Source organism: Anaerobacillus sp. MEB173, assembly GCF_052119505.1.
Classification (GTDB): Bacteria; Bacillota; Bacilli; order Bacillales; family JBJMAU01; genus JBJMAU01.
In genome coordinates this window covers 506,007-524,837 of the sequence record NZ_JBJMAU010000001.1, presented here as the reverse complement: position 1 = coordinate 524,837, position 18,831 = coordinate 506,007, and the positions used below count along the sequence as shown (strand labels likewise).

The window sequence follows — 18,831 nt, the reverse complement described above, 5'->3', positions numbered from 1 at the left end:
TTTATTTACAAAATGTTTTATTAAATTACAAAAGCTTATACTTTATTTTCAAATAATTTAGAATGTGAAATAAGTTATCAAAATTAAAACAACTAGACTTTCTAAAAATAACATGTATTTTGTTAATACAAGGGGAAATGGAAGCGTTCCCAATTCAATAATGAAAAAGGTATGTAATGAAAGGGTGAGTAGAAATGGAAAAGTCAATTTTAAAACAAGCATGGAATATGAGCTGGGATGCTCACTATAAAATGAAACAGCTTTTAACATTTTCAACTGTTAGAAAGCTATCTGCAAAATCAAAGTCAAATAACGAACCAACAAGTGTTGAAAATGAACCAAGAAACGATGGTGGAAACCAGCCAAGTTACAATACGCCACAGCTGATTGGACTCATATTAGGTCCATTGTTGTTTGCTCTAACGATGTTATTTTTTACACCTGAAGGGTTGAATGATGGAGCAAGAGCGGTACTCGCTACAACTTTATGGGTAGCTGTATGGTGGATTACAGAAGCAATTCCGATTCCAGCAACGTCATTGTTACCACTGATTTTGTTACCGATTACAGAAGCAGTAGGCGGGGGAGATGTGGCCTCTTCATATGGAGATCCAATTATTTTTCTTTTCTTAGGTGGATTCTTAATTGCGTTGGCTATGGAAAAGTGGAACTTACACAAGCGAATTGCGGTTTTCATTGTTTCTGTCATCGGGACAAGTCCGAAGCGAATTATCTTAGGATTTATGCTGGCAACCGGCTTTTTATCGATGTGGGTATCCAATACAGCTGCCGTGATGATGATGGTTCCAATTGGAACAGCGATTACGTATCAAGCAGTTGCAAATTCAAGGAAAGCACATGGCGACGCCTCGATGAAAACGTTTGAAAAGGCAACCATTTTTGGAATCGGTTTTGCTGGAACAATTGGCGGCTTTGGGACATTAATTGGGACACCTCCAAACATTATTTTGGCAGGTACAATTCAGTCGTTATATAATACAGAAATTTCCTTTGCAACATGGTTGTTTTTTGCGGCACCAATTGTAGTAATCCTGCTATTCCTTACGTGGTATTATCTTGTAAATGTTGCTTTCCCAGTGAAAATGAAGGAGCTGCCAGGCGGTAAAGAGGTTATTACTCAGGAGAGAGTAAAATTAGGAAAAATGAGCTTTGAGGAAAAAGCAGTTCTCGCTGTGTTTGTTTTCGCTGCTTTTATGTGGATTTCAAGATCATTCCTTTGGGACGGTATTATTCCTGGGATTAGTGATGCAATGATCGCAGTATGTGCTGGTATTCTTTTATTCTTAATTCCGTCTAAAAGTACGGATGGTAAATTACTAGATTGGGATGTATCGTCGAAACTTCCGTGGGGTGTTTTATTACTGTTCGGTGGTGGACTAGCGATTGCAACAGGATTTAAACAAACAGAGTTAGATCAATGGATTGGTCAACAATTAACGTTTATTGATGGACTGAGTTTAATATTAATGATTGTAATTATTACTGCATTTGTTCTATTCTTAACTGAAATTACGTCAAATACAGCAACAGCTACAATGATTTTACCGATTTTAGCTGGACTTGCTCTTGCTATTAATGTTCATCCATTTGTTTTAATGGTACCTGCTGCAATGGCTGCAAACTGTGCGTTTATGTTACCGGTTGGTACACCGCCAAATGCGATCATTTATGCAACGCAGAAAATTACGATTTCTGAAATGGTAAGAACAGGCTTTTGGCTAAATATTATCGCAACGATGTTAATTGTTCTTGCTGTTTACTTTATGTTACCGATGATGATGGGGATCGACATTTCTGTTTTTCCGGTTGATTTTAAGTAATCGTAGATAGTAGCCTTTAAAATAGAAAGAGTATGATTATCTATCTGGTGTAGCATTTTTATTTGAGGAAAGTATGACTGGAATCACCGGTTATACTTTCTTTTCTTTATTCTAGAATTATATTATGACTACTATTCACAGCCCCTTAACATAATGACCAGTCAAAACTCCGTGAAGAGTTAAACATAGGCGTAAGCACCAAGGCAATCAGTATTCGGTACTTTTCATTCAGTATTCAGGTCCCTTCCATCTAAATTTGTCCCATCTGAATATCTTCGACTGTTTTCAAAAAAATATTGGGCACTGTATAATAAAACGACTTTATAAAATAGATATAAAAAAAACTGACACTCATTAAGTCTTCCTAGTCTGGCTATTTTTAATTTTTCAAGTATTCTTGTTAAGATAAAAGCAAAGAGTCCATCTACAGCAGCATTGAGCAAAAGGAAATTTTTCAAGTTTCCATAAGTAAATTTGAGTATCCACATGGAACCTGGTATAAATGGACCTAAGCTAAAGGGTAGTTCATTTAATAAAAACGAATTCCGTTTATTATAGAAGACCCACCATTTACGCATTTGTCCAATTTTGGCGTTTATGATTTCAAAAGCAATCGTTATTAATGCCGCTGGAAAAAAGCGTATTATATTACGCTTTCCCAAAAAAAGTAACGACAACCAAGGAAAAACAATCATTGCAATATTAAATGCCCGATGTATTTTTGTTAGCATGATAACCACTCTTTTCCTTATTATTTTATTAAAGGATAAAAATTCACGAGTAACATTCCTTTAAACTTCCACTACTTGTCCCATTTTCAAAAATCAGTTTGATTACTAAAAAAAGTAGCTTCAATAAATTTAAGCCTCAACTAATGCATCGATCACTTTGTTTTTGAAGTAAACTCCTTTATGAACATCTAAAATACTCTGGCCCAGTTCTAAAAACTTTGTTACATCTTCCTCAGATAGATGACTCAAATCAAAGGGAAATTCCTCCATATCTATAGCGGCATTCGTTATTTTACCTAGAATTTGTTTTCCTTCCGCCGTAATAATTACGGATTTACATCTTGATTGTTTTTCATTTGTCGTTACATTCACAAAACTCTTTCCTATAAGGTTGTCTAAGTAATACATTTTTCACTTTCCTCATCCTCACTTGTAAGTACAATTGTAAATACAAGTAATAGTGTTTTACTTGTAAGAGAGAATATACATAAAAAATAAGACTTAGAGGTCTAAGAAATAAGATTATTAAATCACTTATCAATGTATAAAATGAAACTTAGACTTAAATCTATTTAAAAGTGTTGAGCACCAGTTTACGATTCTCTTCGTATGATATTTAGATCATGATCATACGGGGTGGGTGTAAGGTGATGAGAAACAATGTGGACATAAGAAGAGCAAAGAAAATTCAACTATTTCCCGCTTACTTGATAACGAAGGATGGAAAAAAGTGGGGATATATTAACAACATAGGCAAATTCATACTTAAGCCACAGTATGATGAAGCGGGTGATTTTCAAGAAAATGGACTTGCGATCGTAAGTGCAAAGGGAAAAGCAGGGATGATTAATCACTCAGGTCGATATGTCATTGCTCCAAAATACAATTATATGATGCCTTTTACAGAAGGTCGTTCCATTGTTATGGATGATGTTGGCTACAAGGTGATAAATGAAAGAGGAGAAGAAATTACAAAGAAAACATACGACTTGATCAGACCGTATGTCGAAAGCCGTGCCATATTTGGGGGATTAAATTCGGAAGGTCAATATCTTTATGGGTATTTGTGTGAGCAAGGAAACGAAGTAATCCCACTGCAATTTGAAAATGCATATGATTTTATAGGTGGAAAAGCACTCGTGCAAACAAAAGAAAATCAATACGCTCTCATTACTCGAACCGGAGAAATCCTTCAGACGTATCCATATGCATTCATGATGGGCTACAGTGAAGGTTTAATTCCATTTCAAAAAACATTTAATGATAAGTGGGGTTATGTGGATGAAGGAGGACATATTGTAATTTCACCACAGTATTCAAATGCGATGGCTTTTCAAGATGGGAGAGCAGTCGTGAACATTGCTGATGATATGTACAACAAGTATGGTTTGATAAATATAAAGGCAGAATTTATAATTCCAGCGGAATATAACGATATCATCCAGTTGGGTGAAAAAAGAGTAGCAATTGGAACTGCCCTAAACCCAAAAGAACCCTATATCGGTTCGAAGCTTGGAATCGCAGACACGGACGGTCGTATTCTTACCGATTTTTTGTATGATCATGTTGGGGAATATAAAAAAGGAGTAAGCTCAGTCTCACAAGATATGGTCTCTTTATTTATTGATCTAACCGGAAGAAAGGCCAACCAATTACCAACGATTCAGGGTATTGGAACATTAGAGCTAGAAGGAGAGATTATTCAAGCGCATGTCGACCAAAGTTTATCCTATTATGATTTATCGGGAAGGACTGTCTACCAACCTAACACTAGCTTTCCTTTGGATGAGCAATATCGAATTCGTATTGGCAAATATAGACCAAATAAGGATTACTTAGTTTATTATCCTCAGGTTGAAGGTATGAATGACCAAGCAGCCCAAAAGCGTGTGAATACAGTGCTTTTAAATAAGTCTCAAGTAAAATATATACCTCAGAATGTTCAGTTGGATTACAGCTATGATGGTAATTTCTCGGTTGAGTTCTATAAAAACAATTTACTTGTTTTAAAGCTGGAGGGGTATAACTATCCATTTGGTGCAGCACATGGTATGCCGTATCAAACATATGTACACATTGATTTGAAAACTGGTAAAATTTATGAACTGGAGGATTTATTTAAAGCAAATAGTGATTACGTAAATGTATTAAGTGATATCATTGAAAAGCAAATCAATGATGAGGCAGAAAAAGGCTTTACTTACTATTTTCCTGATCAATATAAAGGAATTCAACATGATCAACCTTTTTATATCACGGAAGATGGATTAGCAATTTATTTTCAACCTTATGAAATCGCAGCATATGCAGCAGGATTTCCAACATTTATTATTCCTTATGATAAAATCATTGATCTTATTGATATTGATGGTCCTTTTTGGCAATCTTTTAATAAGTAGATCTATGTTTATAAACAAAAAGCGAAATCTTCAGTGATGACTTCGCTTTTTGTGTGTCATAAAATTTTGTGAGATTTTAATTTATTAATATAGTGTTGGTTGACAAGGTGGAAATGGGAGAAGATCTTGGATTGTTTTATAATCATAATGTTTAAGTGCAAATTGTGTATGGTATAAATATTCCAAGACATAAATCTGTCCTCCATCTGCGTCGCACAATATACCCGATGTACCAGTTCCATCGGTAAAAGATACACCTACTGGTTGCCCCATTAAATATGGAATTTTATATTGCCAGTTCATACTCAAACGCCCCTTTTTGAATACTTTATGTATCAAAAATTAACTAGGTGCGAGTAAAAAGTGGCGAATTTTTTCAACTCCTTGATTTTGCAAAGAAATCTTGATTAATGCTTGGTGTCTTGAAATCACTACTAACATTGACATACTAACTTTGAACAATAATTTTTATGGTATAATAAAATAATTCAAATATTTCCACAACTTATATAAGGGCTGAGAGATTATGAAATTAGTAAATGAATTAGAACAAAAGTATACCATTATTCATATGAAAGATTGGGAGAAAAGCTCATATATATATGAGTATGATCACTTATTCGATAAAGTTGGTATTATTTTTTTGCAAGATGATACAGGAACAATCGTTGGGGCGATTACAAAAAAGGGACAAAAACAATATATTGATTGTGGAACAATTGATATTAAAAGCATATATAGTTCAAATTCAACTTTCGATGACTATTCTATTTGGTTTGTCCGCGAGGAAAATACTAATTTAGGTTGGATTACAAGAGAAGCACTCTACCGCTATTTATATAGACAGTATCAGTCTGTCATTCATTCAATTCCTTTTAAATTAAGAGTGATTGACGAGGATGAAAAAATGATGATTGATACTGAGGAATTCCAGTCTTCTAAAAATGAAGAAAAAATTGTAAAGCTAGTCACACATGAACAAGAGGAAGACGTTACCTCTGCGGTCAAGAAGACGAAAAGTAATGTAGTCGACAAGAAAGAACGGGTTATGATCGAAACAAAGGTTCACCAAGGAGGAAAGTCAGTTGGGGCAATGCAAATCGAATTATATGCAAATGATATTGAAAAAATAGCGAAGCAACTTGATAGTTTTACAAATCTTGATATCGATTTAAAAGCTGTGTTTAATTCGAGTTTTGATATAATTGCTGTTTCTGATGAGAAGGGGAATATATTGAGGGTGAGCTCTTCCTGTGAAAAACTTTGGGGGCAAAAAGAAGAAATGTATCTAGGGCGAAATGTTCGAGAACTTGAGGAGGAAGGGGTTTTTAGACCGTCACTAATACGATTAGTACTAGAAAAAAAGGAAAAAATGCAAATTATTCAAACAACGAAAACCGGCAGAAAACTAATGGTTTTAGGAACACCGATTAAAGATAAACAAGGCAACATTATTCGAGTTGTAAACATCTCAAGAGACATTACGGAAGAAGAAAAGCTGGAGATGGAGTTAGAAGATACGAAAGTACTTTTGGAAGGTTATAAGAAGGAAATTCAAGATTTACGAAAGTTATATATGGAAGATGAAAAGTATATTTTTAAGAGTGATAAGATGAGAGTTATTCTGCAATTATTGCATAAATTAGGCCAAGTAGATTCTACGGTTTTAATTACTGGAGAGTCAGGAGTAGGTAAGGAAGTCATTGCATCCTATATACATGAAAATAGCTCAAGAAAAGGAAAGCCGTTTATAACAGTAAACTGTGGTGCCATTCCTGAAAATTTAATTGAATCTGAACTATTTGGTTATGAGAAAGGCTCGTTTACAGGAGCGTCAAAGAGTGGGAAAGTTGGACTTTTCGAGATGGCACATGAAGGGACTTTATTTTTAGATGAAATTGGGGAAATTTCTCCGCAGCTACAAGTGAAATTGCTACGTGTCATTCAAGAAAGTAAGTTTATGCGAGTAGGTGGCACAAAACCAATTGAAGTTGATGTAAGAGTGATTGCCGCAACAAATCGTGATATCCAACAAGAAGTAAAAAAAGGTAATTTTAGAGAGGATTTATATTATCGATTAAATGTAGTTCCAATCTATGTCCCACCAATAAGAGAGAGAAAAGAAGATATTTCTCACCTTATAACTTATTTTTTGAAAAAAATCAATCGCCGTTATAAATCAAATAAATCATTTACAAAGGAAGTATTACATTGCTTTCATGATTATCATTGGCCTGGTAATGTAAGGGAGTTACAAAATATTGTTGAAAGGCTTGTTGTAACTGTAGGAGAAGATACGATTGAAATACACCATCTCCCTAATTTTTTAGTTATAGGCGAAGAAGCAACTAATGAGGTAAATGTGATTGGATTAATGCCTTTGAAGGATGCGATGGATATGCTAGAAGAACAATTAATTTTGAAGGCAAAAAAGAAATATAGAACAACAACAAAGATTGCAGAGGTGTTAAAAGTAAATCAGTCGACGATCAGCCGAAAATTAAAGAAATACGAACGTTAATTTATGCGTTTGCGCATACCGTTATGCGCAAACGCATAATTTTTTTAACACTTACTTACAATTGTCCATTTTGAAAATTCAGAAATATAAAAAGTTATATCTATGCGGTAATGCATAATTAGAAAACAGTTAGGCAAACAGAAAAAAGACTTCTTTCGTGAAAAAAAGGCGGTGAATCAACGTTTTTTGTTTTGTTTGAAAATTGGCATGGTTATTGCAAATAAACTTAATATAAGGACGAGGTATCATTTTCGTATTTATTTTTTTCAAATTTTCATGTGTTAAAAGGAATGTAAGCGTTTACTTCTAACCAGAATTTATAAAAGGGGGATGGATATAACTTGGAAAATGTCAATTGTTTTTCTACTGCACGAGAGATTGCGAGTGCCATTCAACAACGTAAAGTGTCTGCCGTTGAAGTGATGAAGGCTCATCTAAAACAAATTGCAAGAATAAATCCTGATGTGAATGCAATCGTTGCTTTAAATGAAAACGAGGCATTAAAAGGTGCCGAGAAAGCCGATGAATTTCTTTCTTCAGGAAAAAAAGTAGGACCTCTCCACGGTCTACCAATTGCAATAAAGGATACACATAATGCAAAAGGATTTCCAATGACAAGTGGTTCCCTCGCCCTACGTGACAATATCTCAACAGAAGATGAGCTTATTGTTGAGCGTTTAAGAAGTGCCGGTGCGATTGTGATCGGAAAAACGAATGTACCTGAATTTGGAGCAGGTGCCCATACGTTTAATGAAGTATATGGTGTGACGAGAAATCCATATAACTTAAATTGTACAGCAGGTGGAAGTAGTGGAGGAGCGGCGGTTGCTGTTGCAACAGGAATGCTACCACTAGCAGACGGCAGTGATATGGGGGGCTCCTTAAGATACCCAGCTGCCTTCAATAATGTTGTAGGTATGAGAACATCACCAGGACGTGTCCCAATATACCCTAGAGATGCACTTTATTCAACGCTTGGAGTACAAGGCCCGATCGCACGGAATGTGTTGGATGCAGCACTGATGATGTCAGTTATCGCTGGACCTGACAACAGATCACCCATTTCCATTGAAGAACCTGGAGAAGTATTTTTAAAGACCTTTAATGACGATATAAGCAGTCTGCGTATTGCCTGGTCTGCTGATTTTGGCGGAGCAATTCCCGTTGATCCTGTTGTAAAAAGGAATATCGAGGAACAAATAAACTACTTTGAAGATTTAGGGTGTCATGTAGAAGAAGCTTGTCCTGATTTATCAGAAGCCAATGAAGTATTTCATACGTTCCGCGCTTGGGAATTCGAGTTGTCCAGTAGAGAAATATTTGATCAATATCAAGAAGTGCTGAAGCCTAGCTTTATATGGAATGTAAATAAAGGACGAGAACTACTTGGAGTAGATATTGGACAAGCAGAGAGGTTACGCAACATTTTGTATCATAGAGTACGGAAATTTTTCGACCAATATGATGCTCTTATATTACCGGTTAGCCAAGTAGCTCCTTTTAATGTAAATTTGGAGTTTCCAACACAAATAAATGGTGTTCAAATGGAAACATATATCGATTGGATGCGTTCTGCCTATTACATTTCCGCTCTTGGTAATCCAGCATTATCTGTTCCAAGTGGATTTACATCTGATGGTTTACCACTAGGATTACAAATTGTTGGCCCTCACAGAGCAGACAATGAAGTAATGCGAATAGGATATGCATTTGAACAAGCAACAAATTATGGGGAAAATCGTCCGAAAATTGCCAAATTTGAAGAAGGTAGGAAAAAATAAAGAATCTTAAAGCATTACATTTTACTTTATATGAAAGGGATGGTTCACATGAAAGAAAAGTTGTTTTCTAGATTAGAAGAAATTTATCCTGAATTAGTAAATTTTAGAAGGAATCTCCATATGTACCCCGAGCTCTCCCACAAAGAAGTTGAAACACCAAAGAAAGTTACCGATTTTCTTACTGATTTAGGATTAGAAGTAAAAACTGGTGTAGGGGGACGTGGAGTAGTTGGTATTTTAAGAGGAAGCAGGCCTGGTAAAACAGTTGCGTTACGTGCTGATTTCGATGCACTTCCGATACAAGATGAAAAAGATGTTGACTACCGTTCGCGTATCCCGGGGGTGATGCACGCGTGTGGACATGATCTTCACACAGCGGGATTACTTGGTGTCGCCAAAGTATTAAGTGAAAACAAAGATAGTTTAGAAGGAAATGTTGTTTTTATTCATCAGTTTGCTGAAGAAGTGATTCCTGGCGGTGCAAAGTCTATGATTGAAGATGGCTGCCTTGAGGGAGTCGATGTGATTTATGGGGCACATGTGAACTCGACAGCACCGCTTGGAGTTATTGGTGTAAATGAAGGCAGTTCAATGGCAAATGGTGACACATTTGAAATCGAGATTGCAGGAAAAGGTGTACACGCCGCTATGCCACATTTAGGTATCGATCCCCTCGTTGTTGGAAGTCAATTACTTTTAAACTTGCAGCAAATCGTTAGTCGCCAAGTTGATCCTTTAAAACCAGCCGTAGTATCAGTGGCATCTTTTAATGGTGGTGACAGCTTTAATGTTATCCCTGATAAAGTAACTCTGAAAGGAACTGTACGAACGTTTGATGACGATGTTCGTGATTGGGTTGAAGAATCGATTGAAAAAATAGCTGTGAATACATGCAAGGCTTTTGGAGCTTCTGTGACGTATAACTACGTACGTGGTTATCCAGCTGTAGTAAACGACCCCGTCGAGACGAAGCGAGTAAAGAAAGTAGCAAAGGATTTATTTGGAGAAGAAATGGTACAAACAATACCACCGCAAATGGGGATGGAAGATTTCGCTTATTATTTAAAAGAAGTGCCAGGTACATTTGTTTGGGTAGGTGGAGCGATGGAAGAAGAAAGTAAGGTATACCCACACCACCATCCAATGTTTGATGTACAAGAGGAAGCAATGATGTATATAGGAAAACTATTCATTTCTTCCGTATTAAACTACTTCTCAAGTACCAAAAGTTTAGCTATGAAATAATGTCATAGTAACTATTATTCTTAATATTAAAACGAAAAATAAAGGAGGAATTATTTTGAATGAAGTAATGAGTGTTGCTAATAGTACTCCATTATGGATCATGGCTTTTATCTTTGTAGCAATTGTAGTGTTTCAGGCAATTATATTTATAAAGATAGCAAAAGAATCTGCTCCTGGTGTCGGAATGACAGAGACAGAAGTAAAAACGGCAATAAGAACAGGGTTTATCAGTTCCATCGGACCTTCATTTGGAATTGCGATTGTGCTTGTGTCGTTAATTGCTCTTATAGGATCACCGCTCACGTTAATGAGAATTGGTATTATCGGTTCTGCAGCAACAGAATCATCTGCTGCGGTAATCGGTGCAAATGCATTTGGAACTGAACTTAATGCACCTGATTTTTCCTTAGAAGCCTTTAGTGCCGTTTTATGGACAATGTCCTTGGGAGGAATGGGGTGGTTAATTTTTACAGCCCTTTTTACTAGACAACTAGGAAAAACTCAGAAAAAAATCGAGAAAAAGAATTCAAAAGTGATGGCGATTATCTCATTAGCTGCAATGTTAGGGGCGTTTGCATACCTTGCAAGTGCGCAAATGGTTAATAGTTTTAATCACACCGTTGCTGGGGTTGTCGCAATCTTTGCAATGATCATCATAATGAAAGTTGCTGATAATAAGGATATTGGCTGGCTTAAAGAGTGGGCATTAGGAATAGCTATGGTAATCGGGATGGCAAGTGGATATTTCACTAGTTTAATATGATGGTCTTTAATGATTAATAGAGAAAATTGTTATTTAGTTATTCAAATTTTTAATCTAACAAGGGGGAGAAAATATGAGTTTAAATGTCCAGAAAAAGGTTGTAACAGATATTGAACCTTCAAGGTCAAATGGTATTGAAATGTTTCATGATAAAGCACATTTTTGGGGACGTTTAACGCTTTTTGTATTAATTGCAATGTGTCTTGTCGTACCTTTATATATGTCGTTTGTTGTAGGTGCTCACCCTGGTTGGAATGTCATTCTTGTAGGACTAATTGGTTATGCGAGTTTTATCGGAATCATGTGGATATTGGAGCCGATCACATACTACCCTACACTTGGAATTGGCGGAACGTATTTAGCATTTTTAACTGGAAATATTGCTAATATGTGTCTCCCTTGTTCTGCAGCCGCACAAAAAGCAATAGGAGCAGAAACTGGATCACGCAAAGCTGAAATTGCTGGCGTTTTGGGGATTGCAGTTGCATCGCTTGTAAATATTACGATAATGGTCTTGATCATTTTATTAGGCACGGCAATCGTTAATGCTTTACCAGAAGCAATACACAACGCATTTAACTTTATTCTCCCTGCCATCTTTGGTGCGGTGTTAGGTCAGTTTGCCTATAAAACACCAAAGTATGGAATCGTGGCATTAGGAATAGGGATGTTAGTTTTATTTTCACCGATTTTTAATTTAATAAAAATCGCTCTGACTGTCGCACTTACAATCACAGTTATTTATTTCATGGAAAAACAAAAAGATAAAAAGGCAGGTGCTTAATTAGTAAACGAAAAGGTACAACTTACAAGCTTATAGAAGGAAGGAAGCATGATGAAGACAATTTTAGATCAATTAACGATTAATAAAAATAGATTAAGCCAGAATATTGAACAACTAGCGGAAATTGGGAAGATTGGTGAAACGGGTGTTTGTCGTCCGACCTTATCAACCGTTGAAAAAAAGGCATTTGAGTTGGTTTCTAAATGGATGGAAGACGCAGGTATGACGACACGTCTTGATAACTGCGGAAATTTATTTGGTCGTATAGAAGGGAAAGACCCTGATGCTCCCGTATTAATGATCGGCTCACACTTAGATTCACAGCCCAATGGAGGGCGATTTGATGGAACTGCAGGTGTACTTAGTGGCATTGAAGCCGTTGCTACCATGACTGAAAAAGGAATTGTACCAGACCGGCCAATCGAAGTTGTCTCTTTTTGTGATGAAGAAGGGTGGCGCTTTAATAAAGGGCTTTTCGGTTCGAGAGGAATAATCGGAAAGTTAGATGAAGGTGAATTAGGAAGAGTAGATAAGGACGGAGTTACAAGAGAACAGGCATTACGTGAGTTCGGATGTAATCCAGATAAATTGTCGGACTCCGTTTATCCGCCAGGAAGCATTCATTCTTTTCTTGAACTTCATATCGAACAAGGTCCACTATTGGAAAAGGTAGATCAACCAGTTGGAATTGTCACGGGTATTGCTGGACCATTATGGCTAACTGTAAAAGTGAAAGGTTTTGCTGGGCATGCTGGAACCGTACCTATGTATATGCGTCAAGATGCACTAGTGGGTGCTTCAGAAATGATCCTTTCATTCAATGAGCTCGTAAAACGTGATTCTGCTGCGACAACAGTTGGAACAGTAGGAGCTCTCAATGTTTCTCCTGCATCTCGAAATGTTATTCCAGAGGAAGTTGAATTTACGATTGATCTGCGTGACATTGACCTGGATCGAAGAAATATGTGCGAATACGATCTGAGAGAGAATTTTAAACAAATTGCTGAAAAACACAACGTAACTGTTGAAATTATTGAAGACCAAAATAGTGAACCGAGTTTCTGTGCCGGATGGATTAAAGATATTATTCGTAGTGAATGTCAACATCTAGGTCTAGATGCACCGAACCTAATGAGTGGCGCTTTTCATGATTCGCTAATGTTGTCAAATGTATGTGACTACGGAATGATTTTTGTACGCTGTAAGGAGGGGATCAGTCATAACCCTGCAGAATTTGCCTCCAATGAAGATTTAGCAATCGGTGCCGACGTTCTCTATAGAACTGTGTTAAAAATGATGAAATAGTCGTGGAAATGTGAGGATTGTTTAATACTTGACAACTAAAACTGAAAAAGGGATTATAAACTGCAAACACCCAGGATCGTAGAAAAATTCCTGGGTGTTTTTATGCTATGATTTGTCACGGTCATAAGTTGCTTTTAAATGACACGCTAATTGAATTTTTAATACATCTTCATTATTTTGAAAATCAATATGAAGTAAATCTTCAATTTTTTTTAGTCGTTGATAAAGCGTATTAATATGAATATGCAGATCATTCGCTGTTTTCGTAGCGGAACGATTGTATTCAATGTAAGTAATGAGAGTTTTTTCTAAATCTTTGTTTCTGTCGTTATCAGACCATAACGGGGATAGTACATCATGTACAAATGATTCTATTTCTTGCGAGGATTGATTTAAAAATAAACGGTTTAAACCAATGTCTTCGTAACAAATAATATCATTTCTATTACGATCAGCTAAATAAGATAGGGTCTTCGTTGCTTCATCGTAACATTTCTTTACACTTTCCAGCCCTTTATAAGTACTGCTGATTCCACCTCGAAAGAGAGCATTATTACTATTTTTATATTCCTTTCTAATAGTCTGAATTTTAATTTGAATATGATTTAGGTCTTCAATCTCTAAACTTGATACAAGTAATATAATTTTATTATGGAATCCGTAAATTAATTTATCTGAAACCATTAGTTCATTTTTTATTTTAGAAACTAGTTGATGTATTTCTATCTCAAGCAGTTGTAAATCAGAGTATCCCGGTATCTCGAAAATAGCAATAAAACAGTAAGATGAGATGTCTATTCCGATTTCATTTGCTTGTTGAATTAATTGCTCGTTATCTTTATAGCTTAGTAAATTCTGAAACTGTTCGTGTCTTTTTTTATAATAGATTTCAGTAATTGTTTGTTTTTTAACCAATTCTAGAGCTAATACAGAGCTGCCTTGTTCAAGGGTCATTTGGTCAGATTTAGATAAAGGTTCTGATAAATGAACAATAAAGCAACCTAGAAAAGCAATACCGTTATATATTGGATACAGTAAATAACTGTTCTTATCATCGTCACTCACAGTAACATGTAATGAAATGCGCTTTTCCCTAAATATCATTTTCATTTCAAAAATACTGAAAGGTGGTTGCTTTGATCTTTTATTTAAATAGAACTTATTTTCAAGGGCATTAAAAAAAGATAATGTTGGTTTAATCATATGATTAAATTCGTAAATAATTTTTTCAACTCCCTGATTTTGCAAAGAAATATTGATTAATGCTTGATGTATCTCATGTCTTTTTTGGAGTTGCATGTTTTTTTCTTGAAGTTCATGACTTAACTCTGTAACCTCGACTAACCTTTTATTTGCCTCCATATAATATTGTGCATTTTGAATAGCAATTGCAGCCTGTTCAGCAAAACCTTGCAATAATTGTAAGTCATGATTGTCGAATACTTTTTTTTGCTTCCATTGATGAATAATCATTACACCAATTCTTTTGTCTTCAATTGATACAGGTACACCCATTGCTGCTTCCGGAGATTTCCCCGAAGTAAGATAATCAAAGTTTTCTGTTGAGATATTGTATTTGGACATTTCTTCAAATACGTCTTTTTTTGAATTGAATATTCTGCCTTTCCCGTCTTCGAAAATTTTGCCAGTAATTGATTCCCCGACTTTAAATTTTATATTATAAATGGAGTTATTGAATCCAACAGGCGCTTTAGGTGTTAACCTCTCACTCGTTTGATCATAAAGAAATAATAACCCGGCTTCTGCTGAAGGAATAACTTTAAGTGCATTACTTATAATTTTTTCAAGTACTTCATCAAGATCAAGACTAGAGGTTATTGAGTGAATACTATTGACGAGATTGTATAGTTCATTATCTTTTCTTTCGATAATTTCTTTCGTGTGATAAAGGTAGAAAAAGTAATATAAATGCTGAATTTCTTCTTTAGATAAAGGTACTGATTGCAAATAAATACAGACATTCACTTGGTTTCCTTCTGGGTAGAAATAAGAAAGGACCACTCGGTTGCTTTCTTTTACTATGTTATATGAGCTTTCTTCCTCATTTGATGAGTGAATTGAAGGGGGGGATGGTTCGTTATCTCCGTTATTATGAATTAAGTATTCATTATTCGTGAAATGATTATATCCCCACACTTGAAACGAACTATTTTTCAACTTATCTTTTAAAAATAATAGACTGTACTCAGTTGCGTTCATATGTAACTCCTTCTATCGTTATGTGATAATATACATTATATCATCTATTATTATGTATGTTACCACATTGTAATACTCCCAACCCCAGTGTATAGTAAAAAGTGTAGAAAGAAAAGACAGAAAATTAAGAAATGGTATCGATAGAATAATAAGAATTTACTACTTTGCTGAAACGAACCGCCACTATGGCTAGAACATAATCCTAAAGTCTTAACATCCTAGATTAGAAAAAACTGAATTCCTATTTTAACCTGATTTATAGCGGGGTTTGTAACCCGCTACTTCATTTTTGTAATTTATGAAAACGCTATCAATCAAGGAGGTGTTTGGGAAGATCCTTTCTGGGTGAAAAAATATGTTGGAGAAAGACCTGAATTGGTATTTGGGTACACGTGGTTTCTGGTAATTGTCAATGAAAGAAGAAAAGGTGGTGCTGATGATGGTAGAGGCTATGAGGTTAGCTAGTGGTTTCTTAGTTTGGGTTATTGCACTCATGGTTTTAGGCGTGGTCATTTTTCAAGCGATTAAGTTTATTCTGTTAGCAAAAGATGCAAGTAAAGAAATTGGCATGACAAAAGGTGAGGTGAATAGCGCCATAAAAACAGGAGCCATTTCGGCAATTGGCCCTTCATTTGCGATTATTATTGTTGCCTTATCATTAATCCCGTTTTTGGGAGAACCCCTGACGTTGATGAGGATTGGAATTATTGGATCGGCCCCGATTGAATCGGTTGGTGCAAGTCTAGGTGCAAATGCTTATGGTGCTGAATTAGGAAGTACGAGCTTTAATACCCAGGCATTTACAGCAGTTGTTTGGACGTTATGTTTAGGTGGGGTAGGCTGGTTACTGTTTGTTGCATTGGCTACGAAATCAATCAGTAAGATTGAAAAGAAAATCATCAATAAAAATGAAAAAAATAAAAAGCTTATGATGGTGATAGCCACAGCTGCAATGGTAGCTGCATTCGGGAATTTAGCAAGTGCTGAAATGGTTAAAGGATTTGAGTATATTGTAGCTGTACTGACAGCGAGTATAACAATGTTTGTTTTAACTGCATTAGCGGATAAGCTGCAGAAAAACTGGATACGCGAATGGTCCCTTGGCCTATCGATTCTTGCCAGCTTAGTTGTGGGTTACTTTATCATTATCTAATGACGGGGGGATAAATTATGGGTTTGAAAGAAACAATTGAGACAACAGTTAGCGGGACTAGTAGTTCTGCAATGGAACAGTTTCATAAAAGAGCTCATTTTTGGGGTCGATTGACAGTTTGGGCCGCGATAATCTTATCGTTATCGTTGCCGGTCGTTCTTTCATTTTTCTTAGGACATCATCCTGGTTGGAATGTTATTTTGAGTGGATTTCTCGCCTATGCAGGAATTATTGCTGTTGTTTGGGTGCTTGAACCAATCATGTATTATACTATTTTGGGTGTTTCGGGTACTTATATTAGTTTTCTGACAGGTAATGTAGGAAACATGTGTCTGCCAGCTGCTGCAGCAGCCCAAAATTCAATTGGTGCAGAGCCAGGAACCAAGAAAGGAGAAATAGCAGCGACACTTGCAATAGGAGCTGCATCATTAGTAAACAAAGTGTTTCTAATTCCAATGATCTTGGTAGGAGCCATGCTGGTTTCAAGAATACCAGAGCATATACAACAAGTGTTTCCGTTTATTTTACCAGCGATCTTTGGTGGGGTATTAGCTCAGTTTGCGATGAAAAAGCCAATTTATGGTGTGATTGGACTTGTGATAGGATTTGTAATTAATCTGACAGCACTGGTTGTTTATATGAAAATGTTACTATGCATCATTTTGACAATAACGATTTGCCTCTTCTTAGAAAAGAGAAACGAAGCAAAAATGCCTGTATAACGTTTTTTAGAGGAAGGGACATTTTTTCATGATTATCTTTACATCCACTTTTCCTCTTACACTTACAACGTTTAGAACTAAATTATTCATAATCAAAGGTGGGGAAACTTTTTTATGAAGGAACAATTAATGAAAATGCTGGAAGAACGAAAAGAAGAAATGATTACGATTAGACGGTATTTGCATCAATACCCGGAACTTTCGTTTAAAGAGGCAAATACCGCTAATTATATTGCCAATTTTTATGAGGGAAAAGATGTAGACATTGCACGGAACGTCGGTAATGGTTATGGAATTGTCGTCACAATTAAAGGAGAAAATCCGGGAAAAACGATTGCTTTACGTGCAGACTTTGATGCACTGGCAATTAAAGAAGAGACTGATGTACCATTTAAGTCGAAAAATGACGGTGTAATGCATGCGTGTGGACATGATGGACATACCGCTTACTTGATGATACTTGCTGATTGTCTCATTCAATTGAAATCATCTTTATCAGGTACAATCAAAATTATTCATCAGCATGCCGAAGAAACACCACCTGGTGGAGCAAAGAGTATTTTGGATTCAGGGATCCTTGATGATGTGGATCATATTTTTGGTACTCATTTATTTCCTACTGAATCTACAGGAACAGTTGGTTATAACAGCGAGTATTCGATGGCAGGGAGAAGTGGTTTTAACCTAGGTATTCAAGGAGCTGGCGGACACGGTTCATCACCACATTTGGCGAACGACCCGATTGTAGCTGGGGCACATTTTGTAACAGCGATTCAAACGATTATAAGCCGTAGATTAAATCCGTTTGATACTGGTGTAATTACGGTGGGATCTTTTGATGGGAAAGGCGCCCGAAATGTTATTAAAGATCGTGTTGAACTTGAAGGTGATGCTCGTTATATGTCAGTTGAGACAAGACAAATCATTGAAACAGAAATGCACCGAATTGTGAAAGGAATCGAAGCTGAATTTGCGGTAGAGTGCGATTTTACGTATGTTAATGATTATCCGCCTTTATATAATCACCCGGAAATTACTGAATTTGTAAAATCAACACTTGAAAAGGTGGACGACCTAGATATAAAACAAGTGATTGAATTTCCGAAGTTTTCCGGTTCAGAAGATTTTGCTTACTACCTAGAAAAGATTCCTGGAACATTCTTTTATATTGGCTGTAAACCAAAAGGAGTAGAAAAAGTCTATTTTAATCACCATCCGAAGTTCGATATTGATGAAGACTCCCTTTTGGTTGCGGCAAAATCAGTTGGACACGTTGTGTGTAGTTATTTTGAACAATATAATTATTCTCAATTTGAAAAAACAATTGAAATAAAATAATTCTTTTATAATATTATTTCTTTTTAGA

Annotated in this window: 15 protein-coding genes; 11 read left to right on the top strand and 4 right to left on the bottom strand. The window is 36.0% G+C overall.

Annotated features, from left to right (window positions below):
• Positions 1-194 precede the first annotated feature (194 nt).
• A complete protein-coding gene (locus ACJ2A9_RS02635) occupies positions 195-1,841 on the top strand; it encodes an SLC13 family permease (protein ID WP_441420044.1) in 1,647 nt (548 codons plus the stop codon).
• Positions 1,842-2,065: 224 nt separating this feature from the next.
• Here ACJ2A9_RS02635 and ACJ2A9_RS02630 read toward each other — a convergent pair whose 3' ends face one another.
• Complete coding sequence (locus tag ACJ2A9_RS02630) at positions 2,066-2,572, bottom strand: hypothetical protein (protein ID WP_441420043.1); 507 nt, start codon at positions 2,570-2,572, stop codon at positions 2,066-2,068.
• Between the two features lie 129 nt (positions 2,573-2,701).
• On the bottom strand, positions 2,702-2,944 hold the full coding sequence (locus ACJ2A9_RS02625; protein WP_441420042.1) for a hypothetical protein: 243 nt from the start codon (positions 2,942-2,944) through the stop codon (positions 2,702-2,704).
• Positions 2,945-3,222: 278 nt separating this feature from the next.
• Here ACJ2A9_RS02625 and ACJ2A9_RS02620 point away from each other — a divergent pair, with 278 nt between their 5' ends.
• Positions 3,223-4,971, top strand: coding sequence for a WG repeat-containing protein (locus tag ACJ2A9_RS02620; protein WP_441420389.1), 1,749 nt, complete (start codon positions 3,223-3,225; stop codon positions 4,969-4,971).
• Between the two features lie 84 nt (positions 4,972-5,055).
• On the opposite strand, the gene ACJ2A9_RS02615 is transcribed toward ACJ2A9_RS02620, so the two are convergent.
• Complete coding sequence (locus ACJ2A9_RS02615) at positions 5,056-5,274, bottom strand: hypothetical protein (RefSeq protein ID WP_441420041.1); 219 nt, start codon at positions 5,272-5,274, stop codon at positions 5,056-5,058.
• 223 nt (positions 5,275-5,497) lie between these two features.
• On the opposite strand from ACJ2A9_RS02615, the gene ACJ2A9_RS02610 reads away from it, so the two are divergent.
• The 6 genes from ACJ2A9_RS02610 to ACJ2A9_RS02585 all read left to right on the top strand — a co-directional run bounded on the left by ACJ2A9_RS02610 (position 5,498) and on the right by ACJ2A9_RS02585 (position 13,370).
• Positions 5,498-7,492 carry a sigma-54 interaction domain-containing protein gene (locus ACJ2A9_RS02610; protein WP_441420040.1) on the top strand — a complete coding sequence of 665 codons (1,995 nt, stop codon included), beginning with the start codon at positions 5,498-5,500 and terminating at the stop codon, positions 7,490-7,492.
• Positions 7,493-7,833: 341 nt separating this feature from the next.
• Positions 7,834-9,273: an amidase gene (locus ACJ2A9_RS02605; protein ID WP_441420039.1), complete on the top strand. Its 1,440-nt coding sequence runs from the start codon at positions 7,834-7,836 to the stop codon at positions 9,271-9,273.
• Positions 9,274-9,321: 48 nt separating this feature from the next.
• Positions 9,322-10,518: a M20 metallopeptidase family protein gene (locus tag ACJ2A9_RS02600; RefSeq protein ID WP_441420038.1), complete on the top strand. Its 1,197-nt coding sequence runs from the start codon at positions 9,322-9,324 to the stop codon at positions 10,516-10,518.
• Positions 10,519-10,573: 55 nt separating this feature from the next.
• A complete protein-coding gene (locus ACJ2A9_RS02595) occupies positions 10,574-11,281 on the top strand; it encodes a DUF5058 family protein (RefSeq protein WP_441420037.1) in 708 nt (235 codons plus the stop codon).
• A gap of 73 nt (positions 11,282-11,354) precedes the next feature.
• The gene (locus tag ACJ2A9_RS02590) at positions 11,355-12,065 is read left to right on the top strand and encodes a small-conductance mechanosensitive channel (protein WP_441420036.1); all 711 of its coding nucleotides are present in this window, start codon (positions 11,355-11,357) and stop codon (positions 12,063-12,065) included.
• A 51-nt stretch (positions 12,066-12,116) separates the two neighbouring features.
• Positions 12,117-13,370 carry a M20 family metallo-hydrolase gene (locus ACJ2A9_RS02585; protein WP_441420388.1) on the top strand — a complete coding sequence of 418 codons (1,254 nt, stop codon included), beginning with the start codon at positions 12,117-12,119 and terminating at the stop codon, positions 13,368-13,370.
• Between the two features lie 105 nt (positions 13,371-13,475).
• Here the strand turns inward: ACJ2A9_RS02585 and ACJ2A9_RS02580 are convergent, their stop codons facing one another.
• Positions 13,476-15,590, bottom strand: coding sequence for a helix-turn-helix domain-containing protein (locus ACJ2A9_RS02580; protein ID WP_441420035.1), 2,115 nt, complete (start codon positions 15,588-15,590; stop codon positions 13,476-13,478).
• A gap of 439 nt (positions 15,591-16,029) precedes the next feature.
• On the opposite strand from ACJ2A9_RS02580, the gene ACJ2A9_RS02575 reads away from it, so the two are divergent.
• The 3 genes from ACJ2A9_RS02575 (at position 16,030) to ACJ2A9_RS02565 (ending at position 18,803) form a co-directional block, all read left to right on the top strand.
• Positions 16,030-16,743 (top strand): DUF5058 family protein, encoded by a 714-nt coding sequence (locus tag ACJ2A9_RS02575; protein WP_441420034.1) that lies wholly within the window; start codon positions 16,030-16,032, stop codon positions 16,741-16,743.
• A 17-nt stretch (positions 16,744-16,760) separates the two neighbouring features.
• Positions 16,761-17,465 (top strand): small-conductance mechanosensitive channel, encoded by a 705-nt coding sequence (locus ACJ2A9_RS02570; RefSeq protein WP_441420033.1) that lies wholly within the window; start codon positions 16,761-16,763, stop codon positions 17,463-17,465.
• A 114-nt stretch (positions 17,466-17,579) separates the two neighbouring features.
• A complete protein-coding gene (locus ACJ2A9_RS02565; RefSeq protein WP_441420032.1) occupies positions 17,580-18,803 on the top strand; it encodes an amidohydrolase in 1,224 nt (407 codons plus the stop codon).
• Positions 18,804-18,831 lie beyond the last annotated feature (28 nt).

What these genes read in the sequence shown, in the direction of transcription:
- ACJ2A9_RS02615 (WP_441420041.1), bottom strand. Translation starts at nt 5,274, where the DNA reads ATGAACTGGCAATATAAAATTCCATATTTAATGGGGCAACCAGTAGGT.
- ACJ2A9_RS02570 (WP_441420033.1), top strand. Translation starts at nt 16,761, where the DNA reads ATGGGTTTGAAAGAAACAATTGAGACAACAGTTAGCGGGACTAGTAGT.
- ACJ2A9_RS02610 (WP_441420040.1), top strand. Translation starts at nt 5,498, where the DNA reads ATGAAATTAGTAAATGAATTAGAACAAAAGTATACCATTATTCATATG.
- ACJ2A9_RS02590 (WP_441420036.1), top strand. Translation starts at nt 11,355, where the DNA reads ATGAGTTTAAATGTCCAGAAAAAGGTTGTAACAGATATTGAACCTTCA.
- ACJ2A9_RS02580 (WP_441420035.1), bottom strand. Translation starts at nt 15,590, where the DNA reads ATGAACGCAACTGAGTACAGTCTATTATTTTTAAAAGATAAGTTGAAA.
- ACJ2A9_RS02585 (WP_441420388.1), top strand. Translation starts at nt 12,117, where the DNA reads ATGAAGACAATTTTAGATCAATTAACGATTAATAAAAATAGATTAAGC.
- ACJ2A9_RS02620 (WP_441420389.1), top strand. Translation starts at nt 3,223, where the DNA reads ATGAGAAACAATGTGGACATAAGAAGAGCAAAGAAAATTCAACTATTT.
- ACJ2A9_RS02600 (WP_441420038.1), top strand. Translation starts at nt 9,322, where the DNA reads ATGAAAGAAAAGTTGTTTTCTAGATTAGAAGAAATTTATCCTGAATTA.
- ACJ2A9_RS02630 (WP_441420043.1), bottom strand. Translation starts at nt 2,572, where the DNA reads ATGCTAACAAAAATACATCGGGCATTTAATATTGCAATGATTGTTTTT.
- ACJ2A9_RS02565 (WP_441420032.1), top strand. Translation starts at nt 17,580, where the DNA reads ATGAAGGAACAATTAATGAAAATGCTGGAAGAACGAAAAGAAGAAATG.
- ACJ2A9_RS02575 (WP_441420034.1), top strand. Translation starts at nt 16,030, where the DNA reads ATGGTAGAGGCTATGAGGTTAGCTAGTGGTTTCTTAGTTTGGGTTATT.
- ACJ2A9_RS02635 (WP_441420044.1), top strand. Translation starts at nt 195, where the DNA reads ATGGAAAAGTCAATTTTAAAACAAGCATGGAATATGAGCTGGGATGCT.